General features: G+C 31.5%; 19 protein-coding genes and 1 riboswitch. Of the genes, 13 read left to right on the plus strand and 6 right to left on the minus strand.

The window, feature by feature from the left end; translation table 11 throughout:
- The first annotated feature begins 10 nt into the window (after window positions 1-10).
- The 8 genes from AC5SL3_RS02320 to AC5SL3_RS02355 all read left to right on the plus strand — a co-directional run bounded on the left by AC5SL3_RS02320 (window position 11) and on the right by AC5SL3_RS02355 (window position 12,216).
- The gene (locus tag AC5SL3_RS02320) at window positions 11-1,072 is read left to right on the plus strand and encodes a homocysteine S-methyltransferase family protein (protein WP_494578583.1); all 1,062 of its coding nucleotides are present in this window, start codon (window positions 11-13) and stop codon (window positions 1,070-1,072) included.
- Between the two features lie 3 nt (window positions 1,073-1,075).
- Window positions 1,076-1,140, plus strand: a riboswitch (SAM riboswitch).
- Between the two features lie 4 nt (window positions 1,141-1,144).
- Entirely contained in the window at window positions 1,145-1,696 is a 552-nt protein-coding gene (locus AC5SL3_RS02325) for an OsmC family protein (protein WP_494573553.1), read from the plus strand.
- A gap of 118 nt (window positions 1,697-1,814) precedes the next feature.
- Complete coding sequence (locus tag AC5SL3_RS02330) at window positions 1,815-3,161, plus strand: NAD(P)/FAD-dependent oxidoreductase (RefSeq protein WP_494578584.1); 1,347 nt, start codon at window positions 1,815-1,817, stop codon at window positions 3,159-3,161.
- Window positions 3,162-3,573: 412 nt separating this feature from the next.
- Window positions 3,574-8,703, plus strand: coding sequence for a beta strand repeat-containing protein (locus AC5SL3_RS02335; RefSeq protein WP_494578586.1), 5,130 nt, complete (start codon window positions 3,574-3,576; stop codon window positions 8,701-8,703).
- A gap of 7 nt (window positions 8,704-8,710) precedes the next feature.
- Window positions 8,711-10,432 carry a ShlB/FhaC/HecB family hemolysin secretion/activation protein gene (locus tag AC5SL3_RS02340; protein ID WP_494578588.1) on the plus strand — a complete coding sequence of 574 codons (1,722 nt, stop codon included), beginning with the start codon at window positions 8,711-8,713 and terminating at the stop codon, window positions 10,430-10,432.
- The gene (locus AC5SL3_RS02345; protein ID WP_494578589.1) at window positions 10,432-10,977 is read left to right on the plus strand and encodes an invasion associated locus B family protein; all 546 of its coding nucleotides are present in this window, start codon (window positions 10,432-10,434) and stop codon (window positions 10,975-10,977) included. The genes AC5SL3_RS02340 and AC5SL3_RS02345 overlap by 1 nt, the downstream gene beginning before the upstream one ends.
- A gap of 44 nt (window positions 10,978-11,021) precedes the next feature.
- Window positions 11,022-11,207, plus strand: coding sequence for a hypothetical protein (locus AC5SL3_RS02350; protein ID WP_006996719.1), 186 nt, complete (start codon window positions 11,022-11,024; stop codon window positions 11,205-11,207).
- Window positions 11,208-11,346: 139 nt separating this feature from the next.
- Window positions 11,347-12,216 (plus strand): aminotransferase class IV, encoded by an 870-nt coding sequence (locus tag AC5SL3_RS02355; RefSeq protein WP_494578779.1) that lies wholly within the window; start codon window positions 11,347-11,349, stop codon window positions 12,214-12,216.
- A 515-nt stretch (window positions 12,217-12,731) separates the two neighbouring features.
- Here AC5SL3_RS02355 and AC5SL3_RS02360 read toward each other — a convergent pair.
- Together AC5SL3_RS02360 and AC5SL3_RS02365 are read right to left on the minus strand one after the other, a co-directional pair.
- A complete protein-coding gene (locus AC5SL3_RS02360) occupies window positions 12,732-12,890 on the minus strand; it encodes a hypothetical protein (RefSeq protein ID WP_494578591.1) in 159 nt (52 codons plus the stop codon).
- Between the two features lie 106 nt (window positions 12,891-12,996).
- A complete protein-coding gene (locus AC5SL3_RS02365) occupies window positions 12,997-14,451 on the minus strand; it encodes a phosphomannomutase/phosphoglucomutase (RefSeq protein WP_494578593.1) in 1,455 nt (484 codons plus the stop codon).
- Between the two features lie 155 nt (window positions 14,452-14,606).
- Here AC5SL3_RS02365 and AC5SL3_RS02370 point away from each other — a divergent pair, with 155 nt between their 5' ends.
- Together AC5SL3_RS02370 and AC5SL3_RS02375 are read left to right on the plus strand one after the other, a co-directional pair.
- A complete protein-coding gene (locus AC5SL3_RS02370) occupies window positions 14,607-16,544 on the plus strand; it encodes a ribonucleoside-diphosphate reductase subunit alpha (protein WP_278387125.1) in 1,938 nt (645 codons plus the stop codon).
- A gap of 5 nt (window positions 16,545-16,549) precedes the next feature.
- Entirely contained in the window at window positions 16,550-17,563 is a 1,014-nt protein-coding gene (locus AC5SL3_RS02375; protein WP_011282174.1) for a ribonucleotide-diphosphate reductase subunit beta, read from the plus strand.
- A 99-nt stretch (window positions 17,564-17,662) separates the two neighbouring features.
- Here AC5SL3_RS02375 and AC5SL3_RS02380 read toward each other — a convergent pair whose 3' ends face one another.
- Genes AC5SL3_RS02380 through AC5SL3_RS02395 form a run of 4 tightly spaced genes read right to left on the minus strand, consistent with a single transcriptional unit; the run spans window position 17,663 to window position 21,925 of the window.
- Entirely contained in the window at window positions 17,663-18,787 is a 1,125-nt protein-coding gene (locus AC5SL3_RS02380) for a bifunctional 2-methylcitrate synthase/citrate synthase (protein ID WP_494578594.1), read from the minus strand.
- Complete coding sequence (gene prpB, locus AC5SL3_RS02385) at window positions 18,787-19,683, minus strand: methylisocitrate lyase (protein WP_006996772.1); 897 nt, start codon at window positions 19,681-19,683, stop codon at window positions 18,787-18,789. The genes AC5SL3_RS02380 and prpB overlap by 1 nt, the downstream gene beginning before the upstream one ends.
- Window positions 19,683-21,185: an MmgE/PrpD family protein gene (locus AC5SL3_RS02390; protein WP_494578596.1), complete on the minus strand. Its 1,503-nt coding sequence runs from the start codon at window positions 21,183-21,185 to the stop codon at window positions 19,683-19,685. Before AC5SL3_RS02390 ends, prpB begins: the two co-directional genes overlap by 1 nt.
- 50 nt (window positions 21,186-21,235) lie before the next feature.
- The gene (locus AC5SL3_RS02395) at window positions 21,236-21,925 is read right to left on the minus strand and encodes an HAD-IA family hydrolase (protein WP_271499403.1); all 690 of its coding nucleotides are present in this window, start codon (window positions 21,923-21,925) and stop codon (window positions 21,236-21,238) included.
- A 70-nt stretch (window positions 21,926-21,995) separates the two neighbouring features.
- Between AC5SL3_RS02395 and AC5SL3_RS02400 the strand changes: the two genes are divergently transcribed.
- Genes AC5SL3_RS02400 through AC5SL3_RS02410 form a run of 3 tightly spaced genes read left to right on the plus strand, consistent with a single transcriptional unit; the run spans window position 21,996 to window position 25,856 of the window.
- Window positions 21,996-22,619, plus strand: a complete 624-nt coding sequence (locus tag AC5SL3_RS02400; protein WP_494574595.1) for a DapH/DapD/GlmU-related protein — start codon at window positions 21,996-21,998, stop codon at window positions 22,617-22,619.
- Window position 22,620: 1 nt separating this feature from the next.
- Window positions 22,621-24,441, plus strand: coding sequence for a glutamine--fructose-6-phosphate transaminase (isomerizing) (glmS, locus tag AC5SL3_RS02405; protein WP_494578597.1), 1,821 nt, complete (start codon window positions 22,621-22,623; stop codon window positions 24,439-24,441).
- Between the two features lie 35 nt (window positions 24,442-24,476).
- A complete protein-coding gene (locus AC5SL3_RS02410) occupies window positions 24,477-25,856 on the plus strand; it encodes a class II 3-deoxy-7-phosphoheptulonate synthase (RefSeq protein WP_271616013.1) in 1,380 nt (459 codons plus the stop codon).
- The last annotated feature ends 14 nt before the right edge of the window (window positions 25,857-25,870 follow it).

The raw sequence follows: 25,870 nt of genomic DNA on the forward strand, positions 1-25,870 counted from the left end.
AGGAAAAAAAATGAGCACAAATAAATTAAAAGAAAGATTAGATAAAGGACCTGTTATATGCGCAGAAGGTTTTTTATTTGAGATAGAAAGACGTGGCTACATGTCATCAGGGGAATTTGTTCCAATGGTGTCATTAGATCATCCTGAAGTTTTAGAAAATTTACATAGAGAATTTCAACATGCAGGATCTGATGTAGTTGAGGCCTTTACTTATAATGGACACAGAGAAAAAATGCGTGTTATTGGTAAAGAAGAACTTCTTGAACCACTAAATCGTTCAGCATTAAAAATTGCTAAAAAAGTAGCACTAGATACTCCTAAAGGATCAAAACCAAATTTGATGGCAGGTAATATTTCAAATTCAAATATCTGGAAACATAATGATCCACAATCTCAAAAAGAAGTTGAAGGAATGTTTACAGAGATGATTGGTTGGGCCGTTGAAGAAGGTGCTGATATGTTAATTGGTGAAACTTTTTATTATGCTGAAGAAGCTTTTAAAGCTTTAGAAGTTATGAAAAAAACAGGTTTACCAACTGTATTAACCATATCTCCAATGGGTGAAAATAAAATGAGAGATGGAAAATCCGTTGTTGATACCTGTAAAGAGCTAGAGCAATTAGGGGCTGATGTTGTTGGTTTAAATTGTTTTAGAGGACCTGCTACCATGTTTCCTTTTTTAAAAGAAATTAGAAAAGCAGTTAAATGTCATGTTGGAGCTTTACCTATTCCTTATAGAACCAGTGAAGATTACCCAACATTTTTTAATCTACCGGACAGAAGTAATTGTCAGTGTCCATCACCTCATGGAAGAACGTTTCCAACAGCATTGGACCCACACTTTTGTAATAGATATGAAATAGGTAAATTTGCAAAAGATGCTTATGAGCTAGGTATTAATTACCTTGGAGTATGCTGTGGAGCAAACCCAATGTTGATTAGGGAAGTTGCTGAATCTATTGGTTTAACTGTTCCAGCAAGTAAATATCGAGAGAACATGGAAAATCATTTTATGTATGGAAAAAATAAAAGAATTCCAAAACATATGACTGAATATGGAGACAAAGCGTAAATAAATTAAGAAGGGCATTTAACTAAATTGTGCGCCTGACATATGTCGAAGCACTAAAACAGGAGAAAAAAAATGAGTAACAATCTAAAAGAAACAATAAGTAATCTACAGAAGGATTTTACAGCCAACCCAAAAAATGCTGTGGTCCAATATGAAAGCAATTCAATTCTTAAGGAAGGACTTCAATCTGTAGTCACTCTTAGAGAGCATAAATTAGTTGTTGATGAACCCAAAAGTTTTGGTGGTAAAGACGAAGGTCCGAGCCCAGTAGAGTTAATATTAGCAGCGTTAGCAACGTGTCAGGAGATAACCTATAAAGCATTTGCTACAGCAGCGGGTATTAATATTGAGAGTGTTAGTGTTAAATTAAAAGGTGAATTAGATCTTCAGGGTTTTTTAGCTTTAAATAAAAACACTAGACCTGGCTTTCAATCCATCTCTGGTACTGTTGATATTAAATCTTCATCACCAAAAGCTGAAATAGATAAATTGATTGATACGGTAAATACACATTGCCCGGTATTAGATATTTTATCAAAAGGAGTTCCTATTAAATTGTTTCAAAAGGTTTCTTCAAGTTCTAATAATAAAGAGCACATAGAGCAAAGAGTAAGTGCTGCTTAACCAATCTAACTCAAGCCCTATGAAAAATAGGGCTTGAGTCTTTTAAGTTCATTTCAAATCCTAAAAAATTAGAAGTTTGACTAGAATTAAGTATTAATTGCGTGCTAGGGTCTTGTTAATGAAAAATATTTATCATTCTGATATTTATCAATTTAACACCCCAGTTAGTAGTTATTGGGAAGATCATTCAAGTGAAAATTTAAATCTAGATAAACTTAATAAAGATATCAGTTCAGAAATTGTTGTAATAGGTGGAGGGTACACTGGTTTATCCTGTGCAATTAATTTAATAGAAAATCATAATTTAGATGTCATTTTAGTTGAAGCTGGAAAAATAGGTTGGGGGGCTTCATCTCGTAATGCAGGTTTCTGTTCTCTACCGCCAAGTAAGATGTCTTTTAAAAAGATGCAATCTATTTACGGCAATGATGAAACTAAAAAGTTCTTTAAAAACTCTGTTGAAGGTTCAAATTATACAAAAGATATTATACAAGAATATAATATTGATTGTGATGTAACGGGGGATAGTAATTACGTAGTCGCCCATCATCCAAATAAGTTTAAAGATATTCAAGAACAAGCTACAGCTTACAGAGAAGAGTTTGGCATTGAAACTGAGATTTATTCAAAAGAAGACTTTGATAAAATTGGCCATGGTGGCACAGAGCAATTTGGAGCTTTTTCTTATAAACCTGGTTTTGCAATCAATCCTCTTAAATTTGTTAATGGCATTGCAAAATATGCTTTATCTAAACAATTAAAAATCTTCGAGCACACTAAAGTGGATAAAATTGATAAAGAGAATGGTGCTTATATTTTAAGGACGAAAGAAGGATCTATTCGATCAAAAAAAATAGTTGTTGCAACAAATGGGTTCTATCAAGAAGGCTTAATCCCAGAGATGAATTCAAGAATTTTACCAGTAATTTCAAATATTATTGTCACCCAACCCTTAACCGAGCAAGAAATTGACCAACATAATTTTAAAACATTTTCTCCAATAGCTAATACTAAAAATCTTTTATATTATTATCGAAAGTTACCTGACAACCGAATTTTATTTGGCACTAGAGGGGATTTAAGTGGCAGCGATCAATCTAATTTAAATATGTCTAAGAAAATGGAAAAATTCTTAAAAGATATTTTTCCTAAATGGAAAGATATTAATATTGATTATAATTGGCGAGGATTAATTGCTTTATCTCAAAAATTAACTCCTTCTATTGGTAAAATTGATAATGAAGAGATTTATTATGGATTTGGTTATAATGGGGTTGGAGTGAGTGCTGCTCCTTGGACCGGTAAACAATTGTCTAAGTTAGTATTATCAAACAGTAAAGAGTTAGATATTTCAAAAATTTATAAAGGATTACCTAAAAAATTTATCTTCCCCCAGTTAAGAACGTTTTATTTTAGATTAGCGGTATGGTTTTATGCAATTAAAGACAGATTTAATATTAACTAATTCCATTACCTAGACATCTGATTAGAGGTTTCGCAATATTGAGTTATGAAACTCGCTATGAGTGAAGCTGATAAAAAAAATAGCATTTTATATTTATAAATTTATTTTAAATAATATTTGTTAAAGGTAGCTTTTGTTGCTACCTCAAGTTGATTTATTAATCATCACAAACTAAACGATAAGTTTTTATTAAACTTATTTCCGTGAAATTTTTCTTAAATTGCATTATTTGGAAATTATTTTAAAATATAACTAGTTACTTTAATAAAATTCAAAAAAATATGAAAAAAACAGCAATTATGTCATATTGGTTAAGTGCTACAACCAAGTGCACATCTATGGGCTTGGGAAATCAAAAAGGTTGGTTTTCAAATTTAAACCATGCCCCACCCAAAATACAAGTTAAGAAAATATGAAACGACTAAAAAGTTTTTTAACTTGGTTATTTATCTATCTCCTTAGTATTGGAAATCCATACACCTATTCATTTGCCGATATTGCAGCAACAACACTTCCAACTGGTGGAAATGTAATTAGTGGAACCGTAACAATTTCAATCCCAGAAGTTGGAAAGATGGATGTAAATCAAACATCTAATCAAGGAATAGTGAATTGGGATACTTTTAATGTAGGTTCAAGTGCATCAGTACATTTTAATCAACCAACCTCAAGATCAAGTATTTTAAATAATGTATTAAGTGGTCAATCAATCATCAATGGATCTATTTTTTCTAATGGTCGTCTAATTTTAGTTAATCCTACAGGAATTTTAACAGGACCTACGTCTGCAATTAGATCTGAGGGTGCAATTTTATCAACTTTAAATTTAACTAATCAAAATTATTTAAATAATACCTATAACTTTTCAACTAACAATAATTCAACTTTAATAAACGAAGGTAACATAGAGGGTGAGTATGTTGCTTTGCTTTCTCCAATAATTACTAATAAAGGAACTATTAATACAAATGTTGCAACAAGCCTTGCTGCTGGAGATAATCTAAAATTAAGTATAAGTGATAGCAATCTTTTAACGGTATCAGTCAATCCTTCAAAAATAAAATCTTCAATTAACAACGAAGGAATTATTAAATCTCAAAATGGAATTGTGACTTTAAAAACAGATATTGCTCAATCTGTCGTTGATCAAGTAATTAAAATTGAAAATGCCAAAGCAGATGGTTTAATATCAGAGAATGGAATTGTTAAATTAGTTACTAATACTGGAGCAATTACAGCCAAAGATATTAAAATTGATGCAGGTTCAAATGGTGCTTCAACAATTTCAGGTACATTAAATTCTAACTCTGACACTTCAAATAGTGGCTCAGTAGAAGTAACTGCAAAAGAAATTGATATCAATACTGCAACAATATCAGCTGATGGTAAAACAGGGGGAGGAAAAGTTTTAATTGGTGGAGATTGGCAAGGTTCAGGTGATTTACTTCAAGCAACATATCTAAATATTGATTCAAATTCTAAAATCACAGCAAACGCCTTAACAAGTGGATCAGGTGGAATAATTGTAGCATGGTCTGATATAAAAAATTCAAATTCACTCACAACAGTAAGCGGAACATTAGAAGCTAAAGGTATCGATGGCAGTGGTGGTCAAATTGAAACTTCTGGAGCAGATCTTGATATTAATGGAATTAGAGTTAATACCAGTTCTGTTAGCGGAAGTTATGGAAATTGGTTAGTTGATCCAACTGATTTAACAATCGGATCATCAGAAGCCTCTACTTATGCCTCTAACTTAGCAAGTACGGATGTAACGTTAACAGCAGATAACACAATCACTTTAAATAATAATATTTCTTACTCAGGATCTAGAAATTCTACTTTAACATTTGATGCTACAACCACGGTTTTGAATGCAAATATTACATCTTCTAATGGAACTTTATCTATTGATATAAATACAATTTTAGAAATTGGAGCAACCAATACGACATTTACCACAAACGGAGGTAATGTAGATATTAGTGGTGTTATTCGAGCTGTTACTGGAGAAAATAGTAATAATTTTACAATTAATGCTGGCACGGGAAATGTCACTTTTTCATCTAATGTAGTTAAACAAGTAGGTGATTATTCTGCAGGATTTGCTCAAGGTAATTTTACATCAATAAGTGATTTAGATTTTAGTGGTACTTTCTTGAACGCGATTAACATAGCTGGAACAGCAACCACTATAGGTGATGTGACATTTCAAGATGGTCGCGCATCTAATAATACCTCAAATGCAAATGAGTCATTCCAACATGAAATCCAAAATTGGAATTCAAGAAATTATGGCAACACAGGTTTGAATAACATAATGAAGGGTATTAGATGGTCTGGTGGAACGGGACATTCTCCTTATGTCCAATTTACAAATGCTACAGCTGGCCAAAAATATAAGATTCAAGCTTTATTTAAAGAACAAAATTATAATAGATATTTTGATGTCTATGTAGATGGAACAAAAATTGTAGATGATTTTAGACCTTTAGATGCTGGAAGCACCAGTGTTAATCGAGGAAGATATTTGACCTATCAATTTGAGGCAGCGTCAACAAATGTAATGTTTAGATTATCAGGAAGAACTGCTGAAAATAGTGGAGGGAGATTACATGGCAATGACGTTAATCCAATTTTGAATGCGATATCAATTGAAGCAGTAGATGCAGGTGCCGCAATAAACAATTTATCTATAACTGCAAATCAGTTTAGCGCTCAAGCTATAGAAGTTGGTGGAGATTTGACAGTAACAAACTCTGGTGGCTCAACTATTTCAGGAGTGATTAGTGGAGATACTGCTTTAGTTAAAGCTGGAACTTCAAGATTAACCACTTCAGCAAATAATACCTATACAGGAGGCACAACAGTTAGCGCTGGTACATTATTTGGTGGTGCCGCAAGTAGATCAAATAATGTTTTTGGAACAGGATCAATCTCAGTTGCAAGTGGTGCAACGCTTTGGATTGATCGAAGTGATGATGGCGCTTTAACTAATGCACTAACTTTAAATGGCGGAACACTTCGTGGAACAAATGGTTTTGGTCAGTATTGGGATGGAAATATTACTTTAGGAGCACACTCAACTATCAAAGCTGATAATAATTTAATTATTGATGGAGTAATTAGTGGAAGCAGTAAAAATTTAACTAAAACTGGAAATGGTAATTTACTTTTAAGAGGAAATAATACTTACACAGGCAGCACTACTATTTCGGCAGGGACACTTACATTAAGTGGCTCAGGAAATTTAGGCGCTGGTTCATATGCTGGAGCAATTGCAAATAGTGGAGTTTTTAAATTTGATACAAGTGCAAATTTAATTTCAACTGGTGTAATTTCAGGATCTGGAAATGTTTTAGTTACTGGAACAGGAACCTATGAACCAAAAGCTACCAATACCTATACAGGTGGAACGGTAATTGATGGTGGAATTATTGCAGCATTCACTGACAGAAACTGGGGAGCATTACCAGGATCAGTAGACCCAGATAACATTATTTTAAAAAACGGTGGTAAAGCAATCTTTGGAAGTAAAAATAGCTCTAACACTGCGGGCCATACATACTGGTCAGCTAATCGAGGTATTAATCTACCAACCTCAGGTCAGCAATTTATTGAAACGGGCTCAGGTGGAAGCGGCGCCGCACACATTCAAGGAGTTGTAAATGGCATCGGTGGAATAACTTTTACAAGATCAGGTTCAAAAACAATAAGATTTTATGGAGAGAATACCTATACCGGAGATACAAAATTTAATTTTACTTCAGGAAGTAATAACAATATTGAAATAACACCAAAAGCTTTCCAAAACAGTACAGTTTATTTATCACCAACAAGGACAAACGTTGGTAGAGGTTTTAGCAGAACAAGTGGAAGTGGAAATATTATTCTTGGAGGTCTAGCTGGAGATATGACTGATTGGAGACTTGTGGGTGGTCGAAATATAGAATTTGGTTCAAATAACGCAAACACTTCTGTAGCCGGTGGTATTTCAAGATACGCTGCTGCAGGTAACTTAATTAAAAAAGGAACAGGGACAACCACTTTTGCTGCAACATCTGGTCAAGAATTAAATAGTAGCTCAATTGGATTACAGATTGATGCTGGAAAATTAGTTCTTAATGGAGACTGGGGAAGAACTAACACAGCCGCAGGAACTGTAGCAATAGCTGCTGGTGCTACTTTAGAAATTGATACTGCTCAAAATAATACTTACTCAGGTGTTCTATCTGGCGCAGGTACTTTATTATTAGGTGGAACAGGTACTTCAACATTTAGTGGCAATAATACTTTTGCAGGTGCATTAAATATTGCAGACGGTGGGTTTAAAGCAGGTCATGCAAACTCATTTGGTTCTGCAACAATTACCTCTTCTGGAGGTAGAATTTCAACAGCTTCAAGTATAACTTTACCTTCATTAACAGTTTCTGGAAATGTTCAATTAGACTCAGGAATTACAACGACCGGTGCACAGATTTATAATAACAACGTTGTAGTAAAAGCGGGGTCAAGAGCAACACCTGCTGAAATTTCAACTACAAACTCTGATATTAGTTTTAAAGGAACTTTAAAAGGGGAAGGGAATGCAAAAGCTAGATCTCTTAACATTGATGCAGGTACAGGAAATGTTTTATTTGGAGATAGAGTTGGTTACGCTTTTAATGATCAAGTTGTAAACATTAATAATACAGCAGATAGTTTTTATAAATTAGTAGTAGATGCAAATGAAATTACTATCAAAGGGGATGTAATGACTTATGAAGAACAAACTTACAATGGCGATGTATTAATTGGAAGTACAGCAACGAATGGCACCACTAGAACATTTTTATCAATGGATCCTAAAGTTGAATTCAATGGCACAGTAAATGATACCGTTAAAGGAAAACATACTTTAATTGCTAAAGCCATTGAAATTGATCGAGGTACAAATTCTATACCTGTGGTAAATTTTAATTCAACAGTTGGAAGAAGTACCGCACTAGCTGGCTATAATGGTCTTACTGGTTATCAAGTGATTAACAGAAATTATGGAACCATTAATAACTCTGTTCCAGTTGGAACTAAAAAAGGATTGGGACAAACTATGGGGTCATCATCAAGTTCAAACGATAGAGCAAAAAAAGCCGAGAAAGGAGCAAATCAAATTACAAAAATATTAAGAAATTCTTTTTTAGATACTTTTAAAAACATCTCATTTTCAGGAAATAGATCAATAGGTTTTAAAAGATCTGTAGAAATTGTTTATGGAGATAGCTCTGATTTTGGAAAAGATATAAATCCTAAGCCAAGAAATAACACTCAAGGATTTTTTAACAATTTCCAAAGTACAAGAAATAATTTAGCTACGATAAAATCAAACACATCTAGTAATAATGATTTTTCAAACGATAACTTTAATAAAGCACCAAGGGACATTAAAGAATTATTTTTAAAAGGACCTGGTGGAAAAATAAAAGCTAGTTTTTTAAATCCAAATACAAGCAAAGAAAACCCTGATTTAGGAGCATGTGAAGTAGATCAAAATCTAAGTTGTTAAACAGATTATGTTTAATTTTTCTTTAAAAGTTTTGTTTTTAATTTTATTCAGTAGCTCTTTACATGCTGAAACTATTCCAACAGTAGACGATCTTAATAAAGAACTTCCACAATTACCTAAACAACAAGAGGAACAAACTTTAATTGAGCCCAAAACTAATATTGAGCAAGATAACCAAGATCAGCTTTTAAAAATTTTAGTTACAGATATTTTATTTGATGGAAATATTAAATATTCAAGTGAGGAATTAAAAAAAAGTATAGAAAATTTTATTTCTCAAGAACTTAACTATGATGATTTACTTAATGTAACTAACGTTATATCAAACTATTATAGAACAAGAGGTTTTCTAGCTACAGCCTATTTACCAGAACAAAACATTAATGAAGGAATAATAATTATTAAGATTGTAGAGGGTAAATTAGGTAAAATTATAATTGACACAGGATCATCTGAAATAAATCTATCAAAAAAAAAAATTGAAAAATTTATTAATAACAAATTAGAAAAAGAATCTGTTTTAAACATAGGTCAGTTAGACAAAAATATTAGACAAATTAATAGTTTATATGGAATAAATGCTATAGCTGAACTTCAAGAAGGAGAAAACTTTGGTGAAACAGATATTAAAATTCAAATATTTAATACACCAATGTTTTCAGGATCTACAATTACAAATAATCATGGATCAAGATCTTCAGGAACTGGAAGATTATCAAACTCAATTAATATAGATGGTCTTTTTAATCTTGGAGAACGATTTATTTTTTCTAGCACAATGACGGGAGATGTATTGAATGAAGACCAGTATGAAAAATCTAATTACTATGCTTTAAGTGCAATTTTTCCATTGGGTTATAATGGTCTACAGTCAACATTTAGAACATCAAAAATGGAATATAAGTTGTCTGATCCATTTGATTCAACCAAACCATCTGGTTATTCAACTGAATATAATGTTACTTTAAGTAAAAAATTAATTGAAACTTTAAGATTTAATCTAAATTCCTCTTTATCACTTTCAAGAAATGACTATGTCAATAATCTCAATACTGGCAATAATAGTGATAAAGACACCACAAAAGCTTTGCTAAATGTGGGGTTTGATAAAACAGACAATGCATTTGGTGGGGGTGTAAATTTTGGTTCCATATCTTTTTCTTTGGGAGATGTTGATTTAACAGATAATCAAACAAATTTTGAAACAGATCAAACCACCACTGATACCAATGGAAGAAATTTAAAGAGTAATTTGATTTTAAATAGATTGCAAAATTTAAATCAAAAAACAAATTTATTAATTAAATTTAATGGTCAATATTCAGCAGATAATCTTGATGGGTCTGATCAATTTTCACTTGGTGGAGTTAATGGTGTTAGAGCATATCCATCCAGTGAGGCATCTGGTGATTTAGGTTTTGTTACAAACTTAGAGCTTAAGAGAAATTTTGATAAATTTGAAGGCACACTTTTTTATGATTATGGAAAAATAAAACTTCATAAACATCTTTATGAAAATTGGAATTCAACAAATCCAAAACTAAAAAACAATTATATCTTAAGAGGATGGGGTTTTGCTTTAGATGCTACAATATTTAAAGATATTAATTTTAATGCTACCTATGCTTTTACAATTGGTAATAACCCAGGCTCAGATACAGAAACCAAAGATGTAGATGGACTTACAAAAGGAAATCGTGCATATTTTAGTTTAACAAAAAATTATTAATGAAAACTATACATCTTTTTATTTTTGTACTTGTTTCAACTTTAGTAGTAGCTGAAGAATTACCACCAAAAGTAATCACCCAACAATATGAAAATTGGACATATCAATGTATAGAAAGTACTGATAAAAAAAATTGTGAAGTTTCACAATCTGTAAGAATTCAAAATTCTAATATTAATTTTTCAATTGTTTATTCAAAATTTTATAATTCAAAAAATCAACTGAATAAAATTATTACAATAATTTCACCTCTAGGAATAGATTTGCAAAGTAATTTACAATTAAAATTTGATGATAACGAAATAATAGAGTTAAAATGGGCTAATTGTGAGAGTTTTGGATGTTTAGTTTTATTAAAAACAGATACTGAAATAAAAGATGAGCAGGCTCAATATGATAAGGTTTATGAAAGTTTAATAAAAAGTCAAAAACTACTAATGTCGGTTAAAAGTTTTTCTAATAAACAAGTAATTAATATCGACACAAAACTTGCTGGTTTTTCCAAAGCTTCGAAACAACTAGATCTGGTTAAACTTATTAATTAAAGACAGATTTAATATTTAAGAAAATTTATGATAAAAACTAATTTATGAATGTATTTATAATTTTATCAGTATTGGTAATTGTTGTTGGGGTTATTTTATTGGTTGCATCTCCAGCTGCGTTATTTACTTTGAATTGGAAAGAAAAGTCAGGAAAAGACAAATTTCTAATGTTCTTATTTTATGGTATTTTGGTTTATATAATAAATATCATTTTTTGGATTATAAAATAAAGATTAAATAACAATATTACCCACACCTAAGACTTCTTTAATTATATTTAATATTAGCTAATTCCATCACCTAGACACCTGATTTGAATATTGGTAGGGTTTGTCAGTGAGTGATATTTTTCCAAAAGGATCGGCATGGATGAACGGTGAGTTCATTCAACTTTCTGAAGCTAAAATTCCTATTTTAGATTGGGGTTTTCTAAGATCTGATGCCACATATGATGTTGTTCATGTTTGGAAGGGTAGATTTTTTCAATTAGATAAACATATTGATCGTTTCTTTAAATCAACAGAAAAACTGAGAATGCCATGCAGACTTAGTCGTGAAGAAATAAAAAAAATATTAGCAGGTTGTGTTAAAAAAGCTGATCTTGAAGATTCTTATGTTGAAATGATACAAACAAGAGGAATGTCTCCAAATTTTGTTAGAGATCCTCGTAAAGCGACACCACGTTTTATGGCTTTTGCAGTTCCCTTTGGTTGGATACTTAAACCAGAAGATTTTGAAAAAGGATTAGATGTATATTTAACCGATATAACAAGAATTCCTCCAAGTTCAGTTGATCCAACTATTAAAAATTATCATTGGATGGATTTAGTCACCGGTATGCTTGATGCTTATGAAAGAGGACATCATACTGCTTTATTAGTAGATGAGCATAATAATATCTCTGAAGGCCCAGGCTTTAATATTTTCTCTGTTGATGAAAATGGAATTAATACCCCAGACCATGGAGTACTAGAAGGAATTACAAGACAAACCGTTATTGATTTAGCTAAAGAACTAAATATCAAAGTTAATAAAAAATCTATAACGATTGAAATGTTAAAATCATCTAAAGAATTATTTGCAACTTCAACAGCAGGAGGGGTAATGCCAATAACAAAAGTAAGTGGGGAAAATATTAAACAAGGAACGGTAGGGGATATTACAAGAAAAATTCACAAACTCTATTGGGATAAGCATTCAGATCCTATGTGGAGCACATCTATAAATGACATATTGTAAAAAATGAACATTAAACAAGCAGTTATCTTTGTCTTCATTCCATCAACTGGACACCTGATTTAAGGTTTGGTAGATTTAAATTATGTCTGGACTTGAAATACTATTAACCATTGAACTTACTTATTTAGCTTACACAATAATTATGGACTTATGATCAAATATATTCTGCCAGCTATAATCATCTTCTTAATCGTATTATTCTGGGAAAAGATTACTGAAATAGTCCTTAAAAAATTTAATATTAGATTGAATTATATTATTGTGAGTGCTGTGTTAATTGCTATCGCTATAATCATTTTATTAATCAATATTTAAATACTACGATCTTATTAGCTGATTAACTCTCATTCCATCACCTATACACCTGAATTTATTCTATGTTGGTAGTTTTAAAATCACACTGATAATATAGAATAGGTAATATTACTAAAAATAGAGACGGTACATGAAGTTAACGGAGACTACCGTTAAGACAATAACTAGTAAATATAGGGATATATAATCTTTTGGGGTCATCATTTGTTATTTTCACATTCCTCTGTTGCAAATGCAGTTAGCTCCATGATCTCTTCAGGTGTTTTACTAAAGACTTCATCGATTTGTTTGTCATTGAATTTTGCACTTAATTTATCAATTGTGCACTGACAGTATATTTTAGCATTTTCGTTACCCAAATATTGCTTAGAGTTGGTATAACATCCAATGTATAATTCCTTCTCATATTGAGGGCTTAGAGCATGACTTTTAGAGGTAAACAGGAGGATAAAGATTAGTAAATATTTATATTTTTTGATCATATTCACCAACTTTGCCAGTTTTTTGTAAAAGATCATCGATGAAATCAAAGATCTTTTTCTTTCTCTCATTTGATGTTGGGCTTTCGGTCACAATCACAAGTGATGGCTTATTTGATGAGGCTCTAATTAATCCCCACGATCCATCTTTAAAAGAAAATCTGATACCATTAACCGTTAAGACTTCACTAATTTCTTGGTCATCAATTTTAGTTTTATTATCTTTAATAGTGTTTACTTGTTTAACTAAATCTTCAACAACCTGATATTTCTCTTCATCTTTACAAAAGGGAGCCATTGTTGGGGTTTGAAAAGTGTTAGGTAGTTCTTTTATAATTTCATTCATAGATTTATTTTGGTTATCTAATAAATGACACACATGAATTGCAGAATTAATTCCATCATCATAACCAAAACCTAAAGGTTGATTAAAGAAAAAATGCCCACTTTTCTCAAATCCAGCTAAAGCTTTTTCAGTATTAACTTTTCTTTTAATGTGTGAGTGACCTGTCTTCCAATAAATGGTTTGACAGTTATTTTCTTTTAAGACCTTGTCAGTTGCGTACAGTCCAGTTGATTTAACATCGACTATAAACTTAGAATTTTTATGAGTTTTAGATAAGTTTCTTGCAATTAATAATCCAATTTTATCTGAAAAGATTTCATCCCCCAAATTATCAATTACACCAACTCTATCGCCATCACCATCAAAACCAAAACCAATATCTGCGTTATTATCTTTTACCGCTTTTGCAATTGCATGTAACATTTCTAAATCTTCTGGATTTGGATTGTATTTTGGAAAAGTCCAATCAAGATCACAATCAAGTTCAATTACCTCACAACCAATTCCTCTTAAAATTTCAGGGGCAAATATTCCAGCCGTCCCATTACCACAAGCAACAACTGCTTTAATTTTTTTTGTGATTTTATTTTTAGTTATTAAATCATCTTTATAAATTTGTTGAAAACCTTCTATTTGTTTTTCAACTCCTTCACCTTTTATGAAATTTTCATTTAAAGTTATCTCTTTTAATTCTTTCATCTCTTCAGGTGCATGGGTTAAACCTTTTTTGATACCCATTTTAACTCCAGTCCAACCATTTTCATTGTGACTAGCAGTAACCATTGCAACAGCATCCGCATCTAAATTAAATTGTGCAAAATAAACAGTAGGGGATAATGATAAACCTATGTCTTCAACATTGCATCCTGTTGAAAGCAGACCTTTTTTAAGTGCAGATTTTATTTCTTCACTGTAAGATCTATAATCATGACCAACAATTACTCTTGGATTCGCTTTTTTTGTATGTTTTATAATTTGAGTACCTAAACCTTTGCCTAGATTCTCTATTCCGATTCTGTTTATGTCCTTCTCATACAACCACCTCGCGTCATACTCCCTGAAGCCATACGGATCTATTTTTAATTCTGTTGTCATTGCTTATGTTTCTACAATCAATTTAATTTTTTTATTGATATTTTTTTTATATGTTCTATAAACGTTCTGTTGAATAATGATTTATATGGTGTATCAATGCTTTCAGCATACAACATATAGTTGTTTTGTAAAAAAAACTAAAATAAACTTAAAATATGAACAAAATTCTATCACAGGCACTCAAGAAAGCTGTCTCCGAATATAGCCCAGATAATAGCGAACTTTCAAAAAATAAAGGACCAGATTTATTTTCACTTAGCAATGACACTGAACTTTTTCAAAATGAAAAAGGTATCATTATTAAAATTGATAGATCAAGAGACAATAAATTAACAGACTTTGGTAGAGCAACTTTAAAAGATCGTTACTTAGGTCACAACGAATCTTTTCAAGATTTATTTGCCCGTGTTGCAAGTTCATACGCCGATGACAATTTACATGCACAAAGAATTTATAACTACATTAGTAATTTATGGTTCATGCCAGCAACTCCAGTTTTATCAAACGGGGGAACTAAAAGAGGTTTACCCATTTCATGTTTTTTAAATGAAGCATCAGATAGTTTAAATGGAATACTTGATCTATGGAGTGAGAACGTTTGGTTAGCTGCTAAAGGTGGTGGGATCGGAAGTTACTGGGGTAACCTTAGATCTATTGGAGAAAAAATTGGTAAAGTTGGAAAGACATCAGGAATAATTCCTTTCATTAAAGTAATGGACTCGTTAACAATGGCAATTAGCCAAGGTTCATTAAGAAGAGGATCGGCTGCTTGTTATCTTCCAATTGAACATCCTGAAATTGAAGAATTTATAGAAATGAGAAGACCTACAGGTGGAGATCCTAATAGAAAAGCATTAAACCTTCATCATGGTGTTTTAGTATCCGATGCATTTATGAGAGCGGTTGAAACAGATGAACAGTGGGCACTAAAAAGTCCTGCTGATGGAACTGTACAACAAACGATCTCTGCAAGAAATTTATGGATTAGATTATTAACTGCAAGAATTGAAACGGGTGAACCTTATATTATTTATATCGATACAGTTAACAGACAAATTCCACAACACCATAAGTTAGCAAATCTAACTGTTAAAACTTCTAACCTTTGTAGTGAGATCACATTACCTACTGGAATAGATAAAAATGGCAGAGATAGAACTGCTGTATGTTGTTTATCATCTTTAAACTTAGAAAAGTATGATGAGTGGAAAGACGATAACGTTATGATCAATGATGTTATGAGATTTTTAGATAACGTATTAACTGATTTTATTGAAAGAGCTCCAGAGCAATTTGATGATGCAAAATATTCTGCTGAAAAAGAAAGAAGTGTTGGCCTAGGTGTAATGGGTTTCCATTCTTATTTGCAAAAGCATAGTATTCCACTTGAATCTGTGATGAGTAAAGCTTGGAATAAAAAGATATTCAAACATATTCAAGAACATGTTGATCAAGCCTCAAAAGATTTAGCTGATGAAAGAGGAGCTTGTCCAGATGCTGCAGATTATGGTTATAATGAAAGATTTTCTAACAAAACTGCGATTGCACCCACAGCTTCTATTTCTATTATCTGTGGTGGAGCATCCCCTGGAGTAGAGCCAGTTGCAGCAAATAGTTACACACACAAAACTTTATCTGGATCATTTAATGTTAGAAACAGATACTTAGTTGAATTATTAGAAAAACATGGGAAAAATACTGATGATGTTTGGTCTGGTATTACAACAAACCAAGGATCTGTTTCTCATTTAGATTTTTTAACTGATTTAGAAAAAGATGTTTTCAAAACTGCTTTTGAGTTGGATCAAAAATGGATTATTGAATTAAGTGGAGATAGAACGCCGTATATTTCTCAAGCTCAATCAATTAACTTATTCGTGCCAGCTGATATTCACAAAAGAGAATTACACAAAATTCATTTTGATGCTTGGAAAAAAGGTTTAAAGAGCCTTTATTACTGTAGATCAAAATCAATTCAACGTGCGGAAAATGTTAATGACACTAAAGCAACAGATGTTAACGCAAATGTTTACAAATCAAAACCACAAACAACTGAACAACCAGAATACGAGGAGTGCCTATCATGTCAGTAGAAAAAATGAATACTAAAATTATTCAACCACCAAAAGAGGAAATAGTTAAACCCCAAAAAATGGGACTACTAGTTGAAAACCCAGTTTACAAACCTTTTAGATATCCATGGTGTTATGATGCTTGGTTAACTCAACAAAGAATTCATTGGTTACCAGAGGAAGTGCCTCTTGGTGATGATGTTAGAGATTGGCAGAAAAATTTAACTCAATCTGAAAAAAATTTATTAACACAAATTTTTAGATTTTTTACTCAAGCCGATGTTGAAGTGCAAAATTGTTATTTAAGACATTATACAACTGTATTTAAACCTACAGAAGTTTTAATGATGATGACTGCTTTTGCTTCAATGGAAACAGTTCATATCGCTGCTTACTCTCATTTACTTGATACGATTGGAATGCCTGAGTCTGAATATTCAGCGTTCATGAAATATAAAGAGATGAAAGATAAATACGACTACATGCAAAATTTTGACATGAGTTCAAAAAAAGATATTGCATTAACAGTAGCTGTATTTAGTGCGTTCACTGAAGGCTTACAATTGTTTGCAAGTTTTGCAATCTTACTTAACTTCCCAAGACACAATAAAATGAAAGGGATGGGCCAAATTGTTACTTGGTCAGTAAGAGATGAAACGTTGCACTGTAATTCTATGATTAGATTGTTTAAAGAGTTCATTCATGAGAACCCAGAAATCTGGACTCCTGAATTAAAAGCAGAACTTTACAAAGCATGTAGAACAATCATTGAGCATGAAGATGCTTTCATTGATTTAGCTTTTGAAATGGGTCCTATGCAAGGTCTTACGGCACAAGATGTAAAACTTTATATAAGATTTATTGCTAATAGAAGATTATCTCAGCTTGGATTAGAGCCAATTTATGATGTGGACAAAAACCCACTTACTTGGTTAGATTCTATGTTGAATGCAGTTGAACACATGAACTTCTTCGAAGGTCGTTCTACTGAATATTCTAAAGCAGCAACTCAAGGAACTTGGACAGAAGCTTTTAGTTAAGTCCGATTTTACCAAATTAAGATTTAAAGGGATGGTATTTACTGTCCCTTTTTTTTATCTGTATAAAAATTAAATAATCTTGAGATAAGTTTTTTAAAATTATCTTTGATTTAATTGAATAACTTTTCTGTGCTTGCTACCTTTATAACTTGCAAGAGGTCTAATTAATTTATTAGCAGCATGTTGTTCCATAATATGAGCGGACCAACCTGTAATTCTTGAAATTACAAATATTGGGGTAAAGAAATCAGTATCAAAACCCATTAAATGGTAAGTAGGTCCAGTTGGGTAATCAACATTTGGATAAATATTTTTTTCTTTAATCATTACCTTTTCAACAATGTCATAAATTTTTTCAAATGTTTTATCTTTTTTAATAATAGCTACTCTTTTAAAGTATTCTCTCATGGTTGGAACTCTTGAGTCTCCACTTTTGTAAACTCTATGACCAAATCCCATTACTACATCTTTGTTTTTTAAAGCCTTCGTAATCCATTTTAAAGCATTCTCAGGTTTTTTAATTTTCTTCATCATGTGCATTACTTCTTCATTAGCACCACCATGAAGAGGACCTTTTAAACTAGCGATCGCACCTGTGATTGCTCCATGAATATCAGATAAACTACTGGTAATAGTTCTTGCTGTAAATGTTGATACGTTAAAACTATGCTCAGCGTATAAAATCAATGACACATCGAAAGCCTTAACAATTTCTTTTTCAGGAACTTTGCCAAAGCTCATATGGAAAAAGTTTTCAGAAAAAGTAAGATTTTTCTTTGGAGCTATAATTTTTTTCCCTTTTCGAAGTCTGTAAAAAGCAGCTAAGGCAGTAGGTGTTTTTGCAAGAATTCTAATCGCCTTTCTTAAATTTGCTTTTGGTGAGCTGTCTTTAGTTTCTTTGTCTTCAAGACCCATGACGCTAACAGCTGTTCTTGCAACATCCATTGGATGAGAATTTTTAGGTATTTTTTTTAAAATACTTAATAAATTTTTAGATAAAGTTATTTCTTTAGATAATTCTTTCTTAAATTCTTTTAATTGTTTTTTATTAGGTAATTCTTTATTTAAAATTAAGTAAGCAACTTCTTCAAAATCACATCTTGCACATAAATCTTGAGCTGCATAACCTCTATAAGTAAGAGAGTTGATTTCTGGCATAACTTTTGAAATTTCTGTTTCATCAACAACTATCCCTAGTAAACCTTTTTTAATATCATCACTCATTATTCATGTCCTTCCGTACTAAAGTTATAAATTTTTTCATCTAACGAATTGTACTTTTCATATTCTACTAATTCGTAAAGTCTTTTTCTAGTTTGCATTTTATCAATAATGTTGTTCTGATGTCCATTCACAAAAATGTCTCTAAGACCATCTTCTACATTTTTCATGGCTAATCTTTGTGTAGTTACTGGATAAATCACAATATTATACCCAAAGTTTTCTAATTCTTTGTAATTGAATAGCTTAGATTTTCCAAATTCCGTCATATTCGCTAACAAGTAACAGGATAATTCTTTTCTAACTTTTTCAAAATCTTTTTCATCTTGCAAAGCTTCTGGGAAAATAATTTCAGCTCCAGCATCAATATATGCCTTACATCTATCAATCATCTTATCTATTCCCTCAACTCCTTTAGCATCAGATCTTGCTATAATCTTAAAATTTTCATCTTGTTTAGCTGCAACACATTCTTTAATTTTTTTAACCATTGCTTCTGTTGAAATTAATTCTTTGTTATCTAAGTGACCACATCTTTTTCGTTCTACTTGATCTTCTAAGTGAACTGCTGACACCCCAAATTCTTCAAAAGTTTTAATAGTTTCTTCACAAGACTTAAAGCCAGTGTCGATATCAACGATGGTAGGTAAACTTGTAACTCTAGATATTAAATAAGATCTAGTACTAACATCTTGCAGCGTAGTTAAACCAATATCTGGAAATCCTAAATCATTAGCCATAACTCCACCTGATACATAAACTGCATCATACCCAATTTCTTCAATTAGTTTTGCTGTTAGTGGGTTATAAGCACCAGGAACTCTTAAAATTTTATTTGATTTTAGTTTACTAACAAAGTCAGCTCTTTTTTGACTGGGCTCTTTTTCTACAAAATGCATTAAAAAATTCCTTGTTTCGTATTTTTCTTTATCTGACTTCTTTTAACCTGGATGTTTAATTTATTTAACTCTCCAGCTTTCAGGTTTTTAAGATTTTGAACAACTTTTAAGAAACGTGCACTCTCTTTTTTATCTAAGATACCGTCTGTTAACGTTAAAAACTTATTTATATAATTTTGTCTTTTAAACGGACGTGCTCCATATGGATGAGCATCTGCTCTATCTAATTGTTCTATAATTTTTTTACCATTATTTAAAGTAACTACAACTCTTGCACCAAATGATTTATTTTTTGGATTAGGATCGTGATATTTTTTAGTCCATTTTTTATCTTCAAACGTCGTAATTGATTTCCAAATTTTTATAGTGCTTTTTCTATTAGCTCTTTGTTTGGTATATGATTTAACATGGTGCCAATCAGCATCCTCAAGTGCTACTGCAAAAATGTACATAATAGAGTGATCAAGTGTTTCTCTACTTGCATTTGGATCCATTTTTTGTGGATCATTTGCACCAGTTCCAATTACGTAATGAGTGTGATGACTTGTGTGAATATCAATTTTTTTTATTTGATTTAAATTAGGAATTTTCTTATTAAGTTTTTTAGCAATATCTATTAGTGCTTGAGACTGGTATTCAGCTGAATATTCTTTTGTATAGGTCTCAAGTATCGCTCTCTTAGATTCTTTTTTCTTAGGTAGAGGCACATTATATAAAGCTTTCTTCCCATCTAATATTCTAGCTATAACACTGTCTTCTCCTTCATAAATAGGACTTGGAGCACCTTCACCACGCATTGCTCTATCAACTGCTTCAATTGCAAGTTTACCAGCATGAGCAGGGGCGTAAGCTTTCCAACTAGAGATTTCACCTTTTCTAGATTGTCTTGTTGAAACTGTTGTATGTAGAGCTTGTTGAACTGCTTGATAAATTGTTTCAGTGTTGAGTTTTAACATTGCACCCAAACCTGCAGCAACACTTGGTCCTAAGTGTGCTATGTGATCTATTTTATGTTTATGCAAACAAATTCCTTTAACTAAATTAACTTGAACTTCATAACCAGTGATAATTCCTCTTAACAAATCTAGTCCACTTTTTTTAGTTTGTTGAGCAACACTTAAGATGGGTGGAATGTTATCTCCAGGGTGACTGTAATCTTCTGCTAAAAAAGTATCATGAAAATCAAGCTCTCTAACAGCTGTTCCATTTGACCAAGCAGCCCATTCACAATCAAATTTTAATTTTGAATCAATACCAAATAAATTCGCACCATTTTTTCTAGGATGTTTTAAGGCCATTTCCCTTGAAGAGATAACCGCTTTTCTATTTAAAGAAGCAATGGCAACTGAAGCATTATCAATTATTCTATTAATAACCATCTCAATGGCTGCCTTATCTAACTTTGCATTATCAGAGGCAATTTCAGCAATTTTCCATGCTAATTGATTTTTTTTAGGTAAATCAATTTTTGATGGGTAAACTTTAACTTTATGTGAAATCATTAGGCCTCCTTAATTGTGCAAACCTATTAATAGTAAGAAAAAAAATTAAATCAATCTTTTAAGTAAGTTGAAACTATTTTTTCAACACCAATAAAGTCTTTTATTAAATGATTATGGTAAATTTCATTAGAATTTTTTTCTGTATAACCATTTTCTAATAAAATAACAGGAACAGAGGCAGCCTTTGCTGCATTTGCATCAGTTTCACTGTCCCCAAACATTAGAGATTTTTTTACATCACCCCCGATGATTTCAATAATACTTGTTATGTGTCTTGGATCGGGTTTGCAATAATCAAACGTATCAGACCCAGCAACGTACTCAAAGTAATCATAAATTCCAATTTTTTTTAAAAGATCAATTGCTAGGTGTTCTTGTTTATTAGTACAAACTGCCATTGAAATTTCTTTTTCTTTACACCATTTTAGAAATTCTTTTACCCCATTAATAAGTGTGCTTTCTTTAATAATATTTTTTCCATAAAAATTAACGAAATCTTTTACCATTTCAGCTTTAATTTTTTGATCATCAATTTTACCAAACTCTTTTTTTGCTTGCCCCCATATAGATCTACCAATCATCGCACCAGCTCCTTGACCCACTAAATTTCTAATGTCAGCAGTAGATTTGGTGGGGTAACCATATTTTCTCATTACATGATTATGAGCATTCATTAAATCAGGTGCGGTATCGACTAATGTTCCATCTAGGTCAAATAAAATTGAGTAATTTTGAGTCATTAATAAAGTATTTTTAAGAAATAAATTGTGAATTAAGCTATCTATACACTTAATATAAAAATATTTCCAGATGAAACAAATAAATTCTAATATTGAACAAGAAAAACTTCGTAAATTTTTTATCAAGTCTGGTGTAAAGATGATTGGTCCTGAAACTATTTTTTTTTCAAAAGATACAAAGGTTGGAAAAAACGTTACTATTAATCCATATGTTGTCATCGGGCCAAAAGTTAAAATTGGAAATAATGTAACTATCAATTCATTTTCACATTTAGAAGATTGTAAAATAAAAAATAAAGTTGAAGTTGGACCTTATGCACGATTAAGACCAGGAACTATTCTTGAAGAAGGTTCAAAAATTGGAAATTTTGTAGAAGTTAAAAAAAGTACAGTTGGAAAAAAATCAAAAATTAATCATTTATCCTACATTGGCGATAGTGAATTGGGTAAAGGTGTAAATGTTGGAGCTGGTACAATTACCTGTAATTATGATGGTGTTAAAAAAAGTAAAACAAAAATTAGAGATAATGTATTTATAGGATCTAACTCATCATTAGTTGCACCAATTACTCTTGAAAAGAATAGTATTGTTGGGGCAGGATCAGTTATTACAAAGAAAGTTAAAAAAAATTCATTAGCTTTAACTAGAAGCTCTCAAACAGAAGTTAAAAACTACAAAAGAAGAACGAAATAAAATGTGTGGAATAATAGGAATAGCTAGTAATAAACCGGTTTCATCAACAATTATTAATTCTCTTAGAAAATTAGAATATAGAGGATACGACTCTGCAGGAATTGCCACACTATCAAATGGAATTGTAAGTGAGGCAAAATCAGAAGGCAGAGTTGATATTTTAGAAAAAAATCTTGCAGTTAAGAATATGTCGGGCCCTATTGGAATTGGACATGTTAGATGGGCAACGCACGGTATTCCAAATACTATTAATGCACATCCTCATTCTTCAGAGAGTGTATCGGTTGTACATAATGGGATTATTGAAAATTCTACACTTTTAAAAAAGCATTTAATAAACAAGGGTCATGTATTTAAATCTCAAACAGATACTGAGGTAATTGTTCATTTAATAACAGAGTATTTAAAAGAATTAGATTTAAAAGAGGCAATTATTGAAACTCTTAAGCAATTACATGGAAGTTTTGCTTTAGGTATAATCTTTAAAGATCAACCAGATCTTATAGTAGGTGCTAGAAGAGGGTCTCCACTTGCAGTTGGTTATGGTCCTAACGAAAATTATCTAGGCTCAGACTCTTATGCTTTAAAGTCTATGACTAATAAAATTTCATATTTAAATGATGGAGATTTTTGTATTATAAAAAAAGACCAGGTTGAGTTTTTTGATGAAGAAGGCTTAAAAGTTAATAAGAAAGTTTTAGAATTATCTTCAAAAGAACAGGATTATGACAAAGGTGATTTTAAACATTTTATGGCAAAAGAGATTGAAGAACAGCCAACAACATTAAAGAACTGTATAAAAGAGTATGTTGATACAATTAACAACGACATCAACATCTATAATTTTCCATGGGATATTAAAGAAATTTCTTCAGTTACTTTAATTGGTTGTGGTACAGCTTACCATTCTTGCTTAATGGCAAAGTATTGGTTTGAAGAAAATACTACACTTGATGTAACAATTGATATTGCATCCGAGTTTAGATACCGAAAAAATAGATTTAAAGATGATAATTTATACATTTTTGTTTCTCAGTCTGGTGAAACAGCAGATACTTATGCGGCTCTAGATTTATGCAATAAAAATAACATGAAAACTTGCAGTGTAGTTAATGTTATAGAAAGCTCTATTGCAAGGGACTCTAACTTTGTTTTACCCATTCATTGTGGGCAAGAAATTGGTGTTGCATCCACAAAAGCTTTTATGGGTCAAATGTTGGTTTTATATATTTTGGTATTAAAATTAGGAATTTTAAGAAAAGACTTGGACAAAGATTTATATTTAAACAAAATTAAAGACTTAAAGTTATTACCTAAATTAGTTGAGCAAACTTTACTTACAGAGAGTAAAATCCAGACAGTTTCAAGTTCATTTACTGATGCAAAAGGTTCGATGTTTTTAGGCAGAGGCTTTTCTTACCCAATTGCATTAGAAGGGGCGTTAAAATTAAAAGAATTAGCTTACGTTCATGCTGAAGGGTACCCTGCAGGTGAGATGAAACATGGGCCTTTAGCTTTAATTGAAGATGGAATGCCAGTTGTTGTCTTAGCTCCAAGAGATAATTATTATAAAAAAACAATTTCTAATATGCAGGAAGTAATAGCAAGAGGGGCTAAAGTTTTATTGATTACTAACAAGAGCAAAGACGAAGTTTTTTCAGAAAATATTTGGGAAACAGTATTAGTTGAAAGTGCCAATGATGACTTGTTGCCTTTTTTATTAACTGTTCCATTGCAAAAATTAGCTTATTATTCAGCTCTTAAAAAAGGGTATGACATTGATAAACCTAGAAATTTAGCAAAATCAGTCACAGTTGAATAATAATTAAACTCTGCTACAACACCCCTAGGTTGAATATGAAAAATTGGAAAATAAATAGCTGGAGAAATTATCCTGTAAAACACATTCCTGAATATCCTGATCAAAAAGAATTGGATGGTGTTTTAAGTAAAATTAAAGATTTCCCACCATTAGTTTTTGCTGGTGAGACGAGACATTTAAAAGAACAATTAGCTGATGTTGTCGATGGAAAAGCTTTTTTATTACAAGGTGGAGATTGTGCAGAAAGTTTTGCAGAATTTCATCCTGATAACATTAGAGATACATTTAAACTGATACTGCAAATGTCGTTAGTGCTTACTTATTCGGCATCATTACCAGTTATTAAACTTGGAAGAATTGCTGGACAGTTTTCAAAACCAAGAAGTTCTCCTGTTGAAAATATTGATGGTGTTGAACTGCCTAGTTACCTAGGTGATAATATTAATGGAATGGAATTTAATGAAAAATCAAGAGTTCCTGATCCAAAAAGACTTTTTAAAGCTTATTCTCAATCTGCATCAACGCTTAACCTTATAAGAGCCTTCTCTCATGGAGGTTTTGCTGATCTTAAAAAAGTACATACTTGGAACTTAGGGTTTATTAAAAATACACCTGCTGCTAAAAAATTTAAAGATTTAGAAGATAGAATTGCAGATGCCTTAGCATTTATGGATGCTTGTGGAATTAATTCTGACTTTAATAGAAGATTAAAAACAGTAAACTTTTGGACTTCACATGAAGCTTTATTACTTCCTTTTGAACAAGCAATGACGAGAGTAGATTCAACAACAGGTGAATATCATGATACCTCAGCTCACTTTGTTTGGATAGGAGATAGAACAAGACAACTAGATGGTGGACATGTTGAGTTTTGTAGAGGAATTGAAAATCCAATTGGAATTAAATGTGGACCAACATTAAAAGCTGAAGACTTGATAAACCTTTGTAATAAAATTAATCCAAATAATGAAAAAGGTAAAATAACTTTAATTTCTAGATTTGGCCATGAAAATGTTTCTAAATTTTTACCAAAATTAATTAGAGCAATCAAAAAAGAAGGTTTAAATGTAATATGGTCATGTGACCCTTGTCATGGAAATACAATTAAAGCTACAACTGGATTTAAAACAAGACCCTTTAATAGTGTTGTCAAAGAAGTAAAAAATGTTTTTGAATGCCACCAAAGTGAAGGAAGTTATGCAGGTGGATTACACATTGAAATGACTGGTCAAAATGTTACGGAATGCACAGGTGGTGCTCAGAAAATATCTGACCAAGATTTATCTAGCCGTTACCACACTCATTGCGATCCAAGACTTAATGCTAACCAAGCATTAGAGTTAGCTTTTTTAATTTCTGATGAGATTAAAAAAAATGCCGCTTATTCTAAAAAAAATATTAAAGCGGCATCTTAAACCATTGTATTGAA

The organism is Candidatus Pelagibacter sp. PS_34, from assembly GCF_059417845.1.

Coding starts and splice junctions, on each gene's coding strand:
- AC5SL3_RS02365 (WP_494578593.1), bottom strand. CDS start 14,451: ATGACAACAGAATTAAAAATAGATCCGTATGGCTTCAGGGAGTATGAC.
- AC5SL3_RS02390 (WP_494578596.1), bottom strand. CDS start 21,185: ATGATTTCACATAAAGTTAAAGTTTACCCATCAAAAATTGATTTACCT.
- AC5SL3_RS02410 (WP_271616013.1), top strand. CDS start 24,477: ATGAAAAATTGGAAAATAAATAGCTGGAGAAATTATCCTGTAAAACAC.
- AC5SL3_RS02345 (WP_494578589.1), top strand. CDS start 10,432: ATGAAAACTATACATCTTTTTATTTTTGTACTTGTTTCAACTTTAGTA.
- AC5SL3_RS02325 (WP_494573553.1), top strand. CDS start 1,145: ATGAGTAACAATCTAAAAGAAACAATAAGTAATCTACAGAAGGATTTT.
- AC5SL3_RS02330 (WP_494578584.1), top strand. CDS start 1,815: ATGAAAAATATTTATCATTCTGATATTTATCAATTTAACACCCCAGTT.
- AC5SL3_RS02320 (WP_494578583.1), top strand. CDS start 11: ATGAGCACAAATAAATTAAAAGAAAGATTAGATAAAGGACCTGTTATA.
- AC5SL3_RS02380 (WP_494578594.1), bottom strand. CDS start 18,787: ATGAGTGATGATATTAAAAAAGGTTTACTAGGGATAGTTGTTGATGAA.
- glmS (WP_494578597.1), top strand. CDS start 22,621: ATGTGTGGAATAATAGGAATAGCTAGTAATAAACCGGTTTCATCAACA.
- prpB (WP_006996772.1), bottom strand. CDS start 19,683: ATGCATTTTGTAGAAAAAGAGCCCAGTCAAAAAAGAGCTGACTTTGTT.
- AC5SL3_RS02370 (WP_278387125.1), top strand. CDS start 14,607: ATGAACAAAATTCTATCACAGGCACTCAAGAAAGCTGTCTCCGAATAT.
- AC5SL3_RS02355 (WP_494578779.1), top strand. CDS start 11,347: ATGAACGGTGAGTTCATTCAACTTTCTGAAGCTAAAATTCCTATTTTA.
- AC5SL3_RS02400 (WP_494574595.1), top strand. CDS start 21,996: ATGAAACAAATAAATTCTAATATTGAACAAGAAAAACTTCGTAAATTT.
- AC5SL3_RS02335 (WP_494578586.1), top strand. CDS start 3,574: ATGAAACGACTAAAAAGTTTTTTAACTTGGTTATTTATCTATCTCCTT.
- AC5SL3_RS02350 (WP_006996719.1), top strand. CDS start 11,022: ATGAATGTATTTATAATTTTATCAGTATTGGTAATTGTTGTTGGGGTT.
- AC5SL3_RS02340 (WP_494578588.1), top strand. CDS start 8,711: ATGTTTAATTTTTCTTTAAAAGTTTTGTTTTTAATTTTATTCAGTAGC.
- AC5SL3_RS02375 (WP_011282174.1), top strand. CDS start 16,550: ATGAATACTAAAATTATTCAACCACCAAAAGAGGAAATAGTTAAACCC.
- AC5SL3_RS02395 (WP_271499403.1), bottom strand. CDS start 21,925: ATGACTCAAAATTACTCAATTTTATTTGACCTAGATGGAACATTAGTC.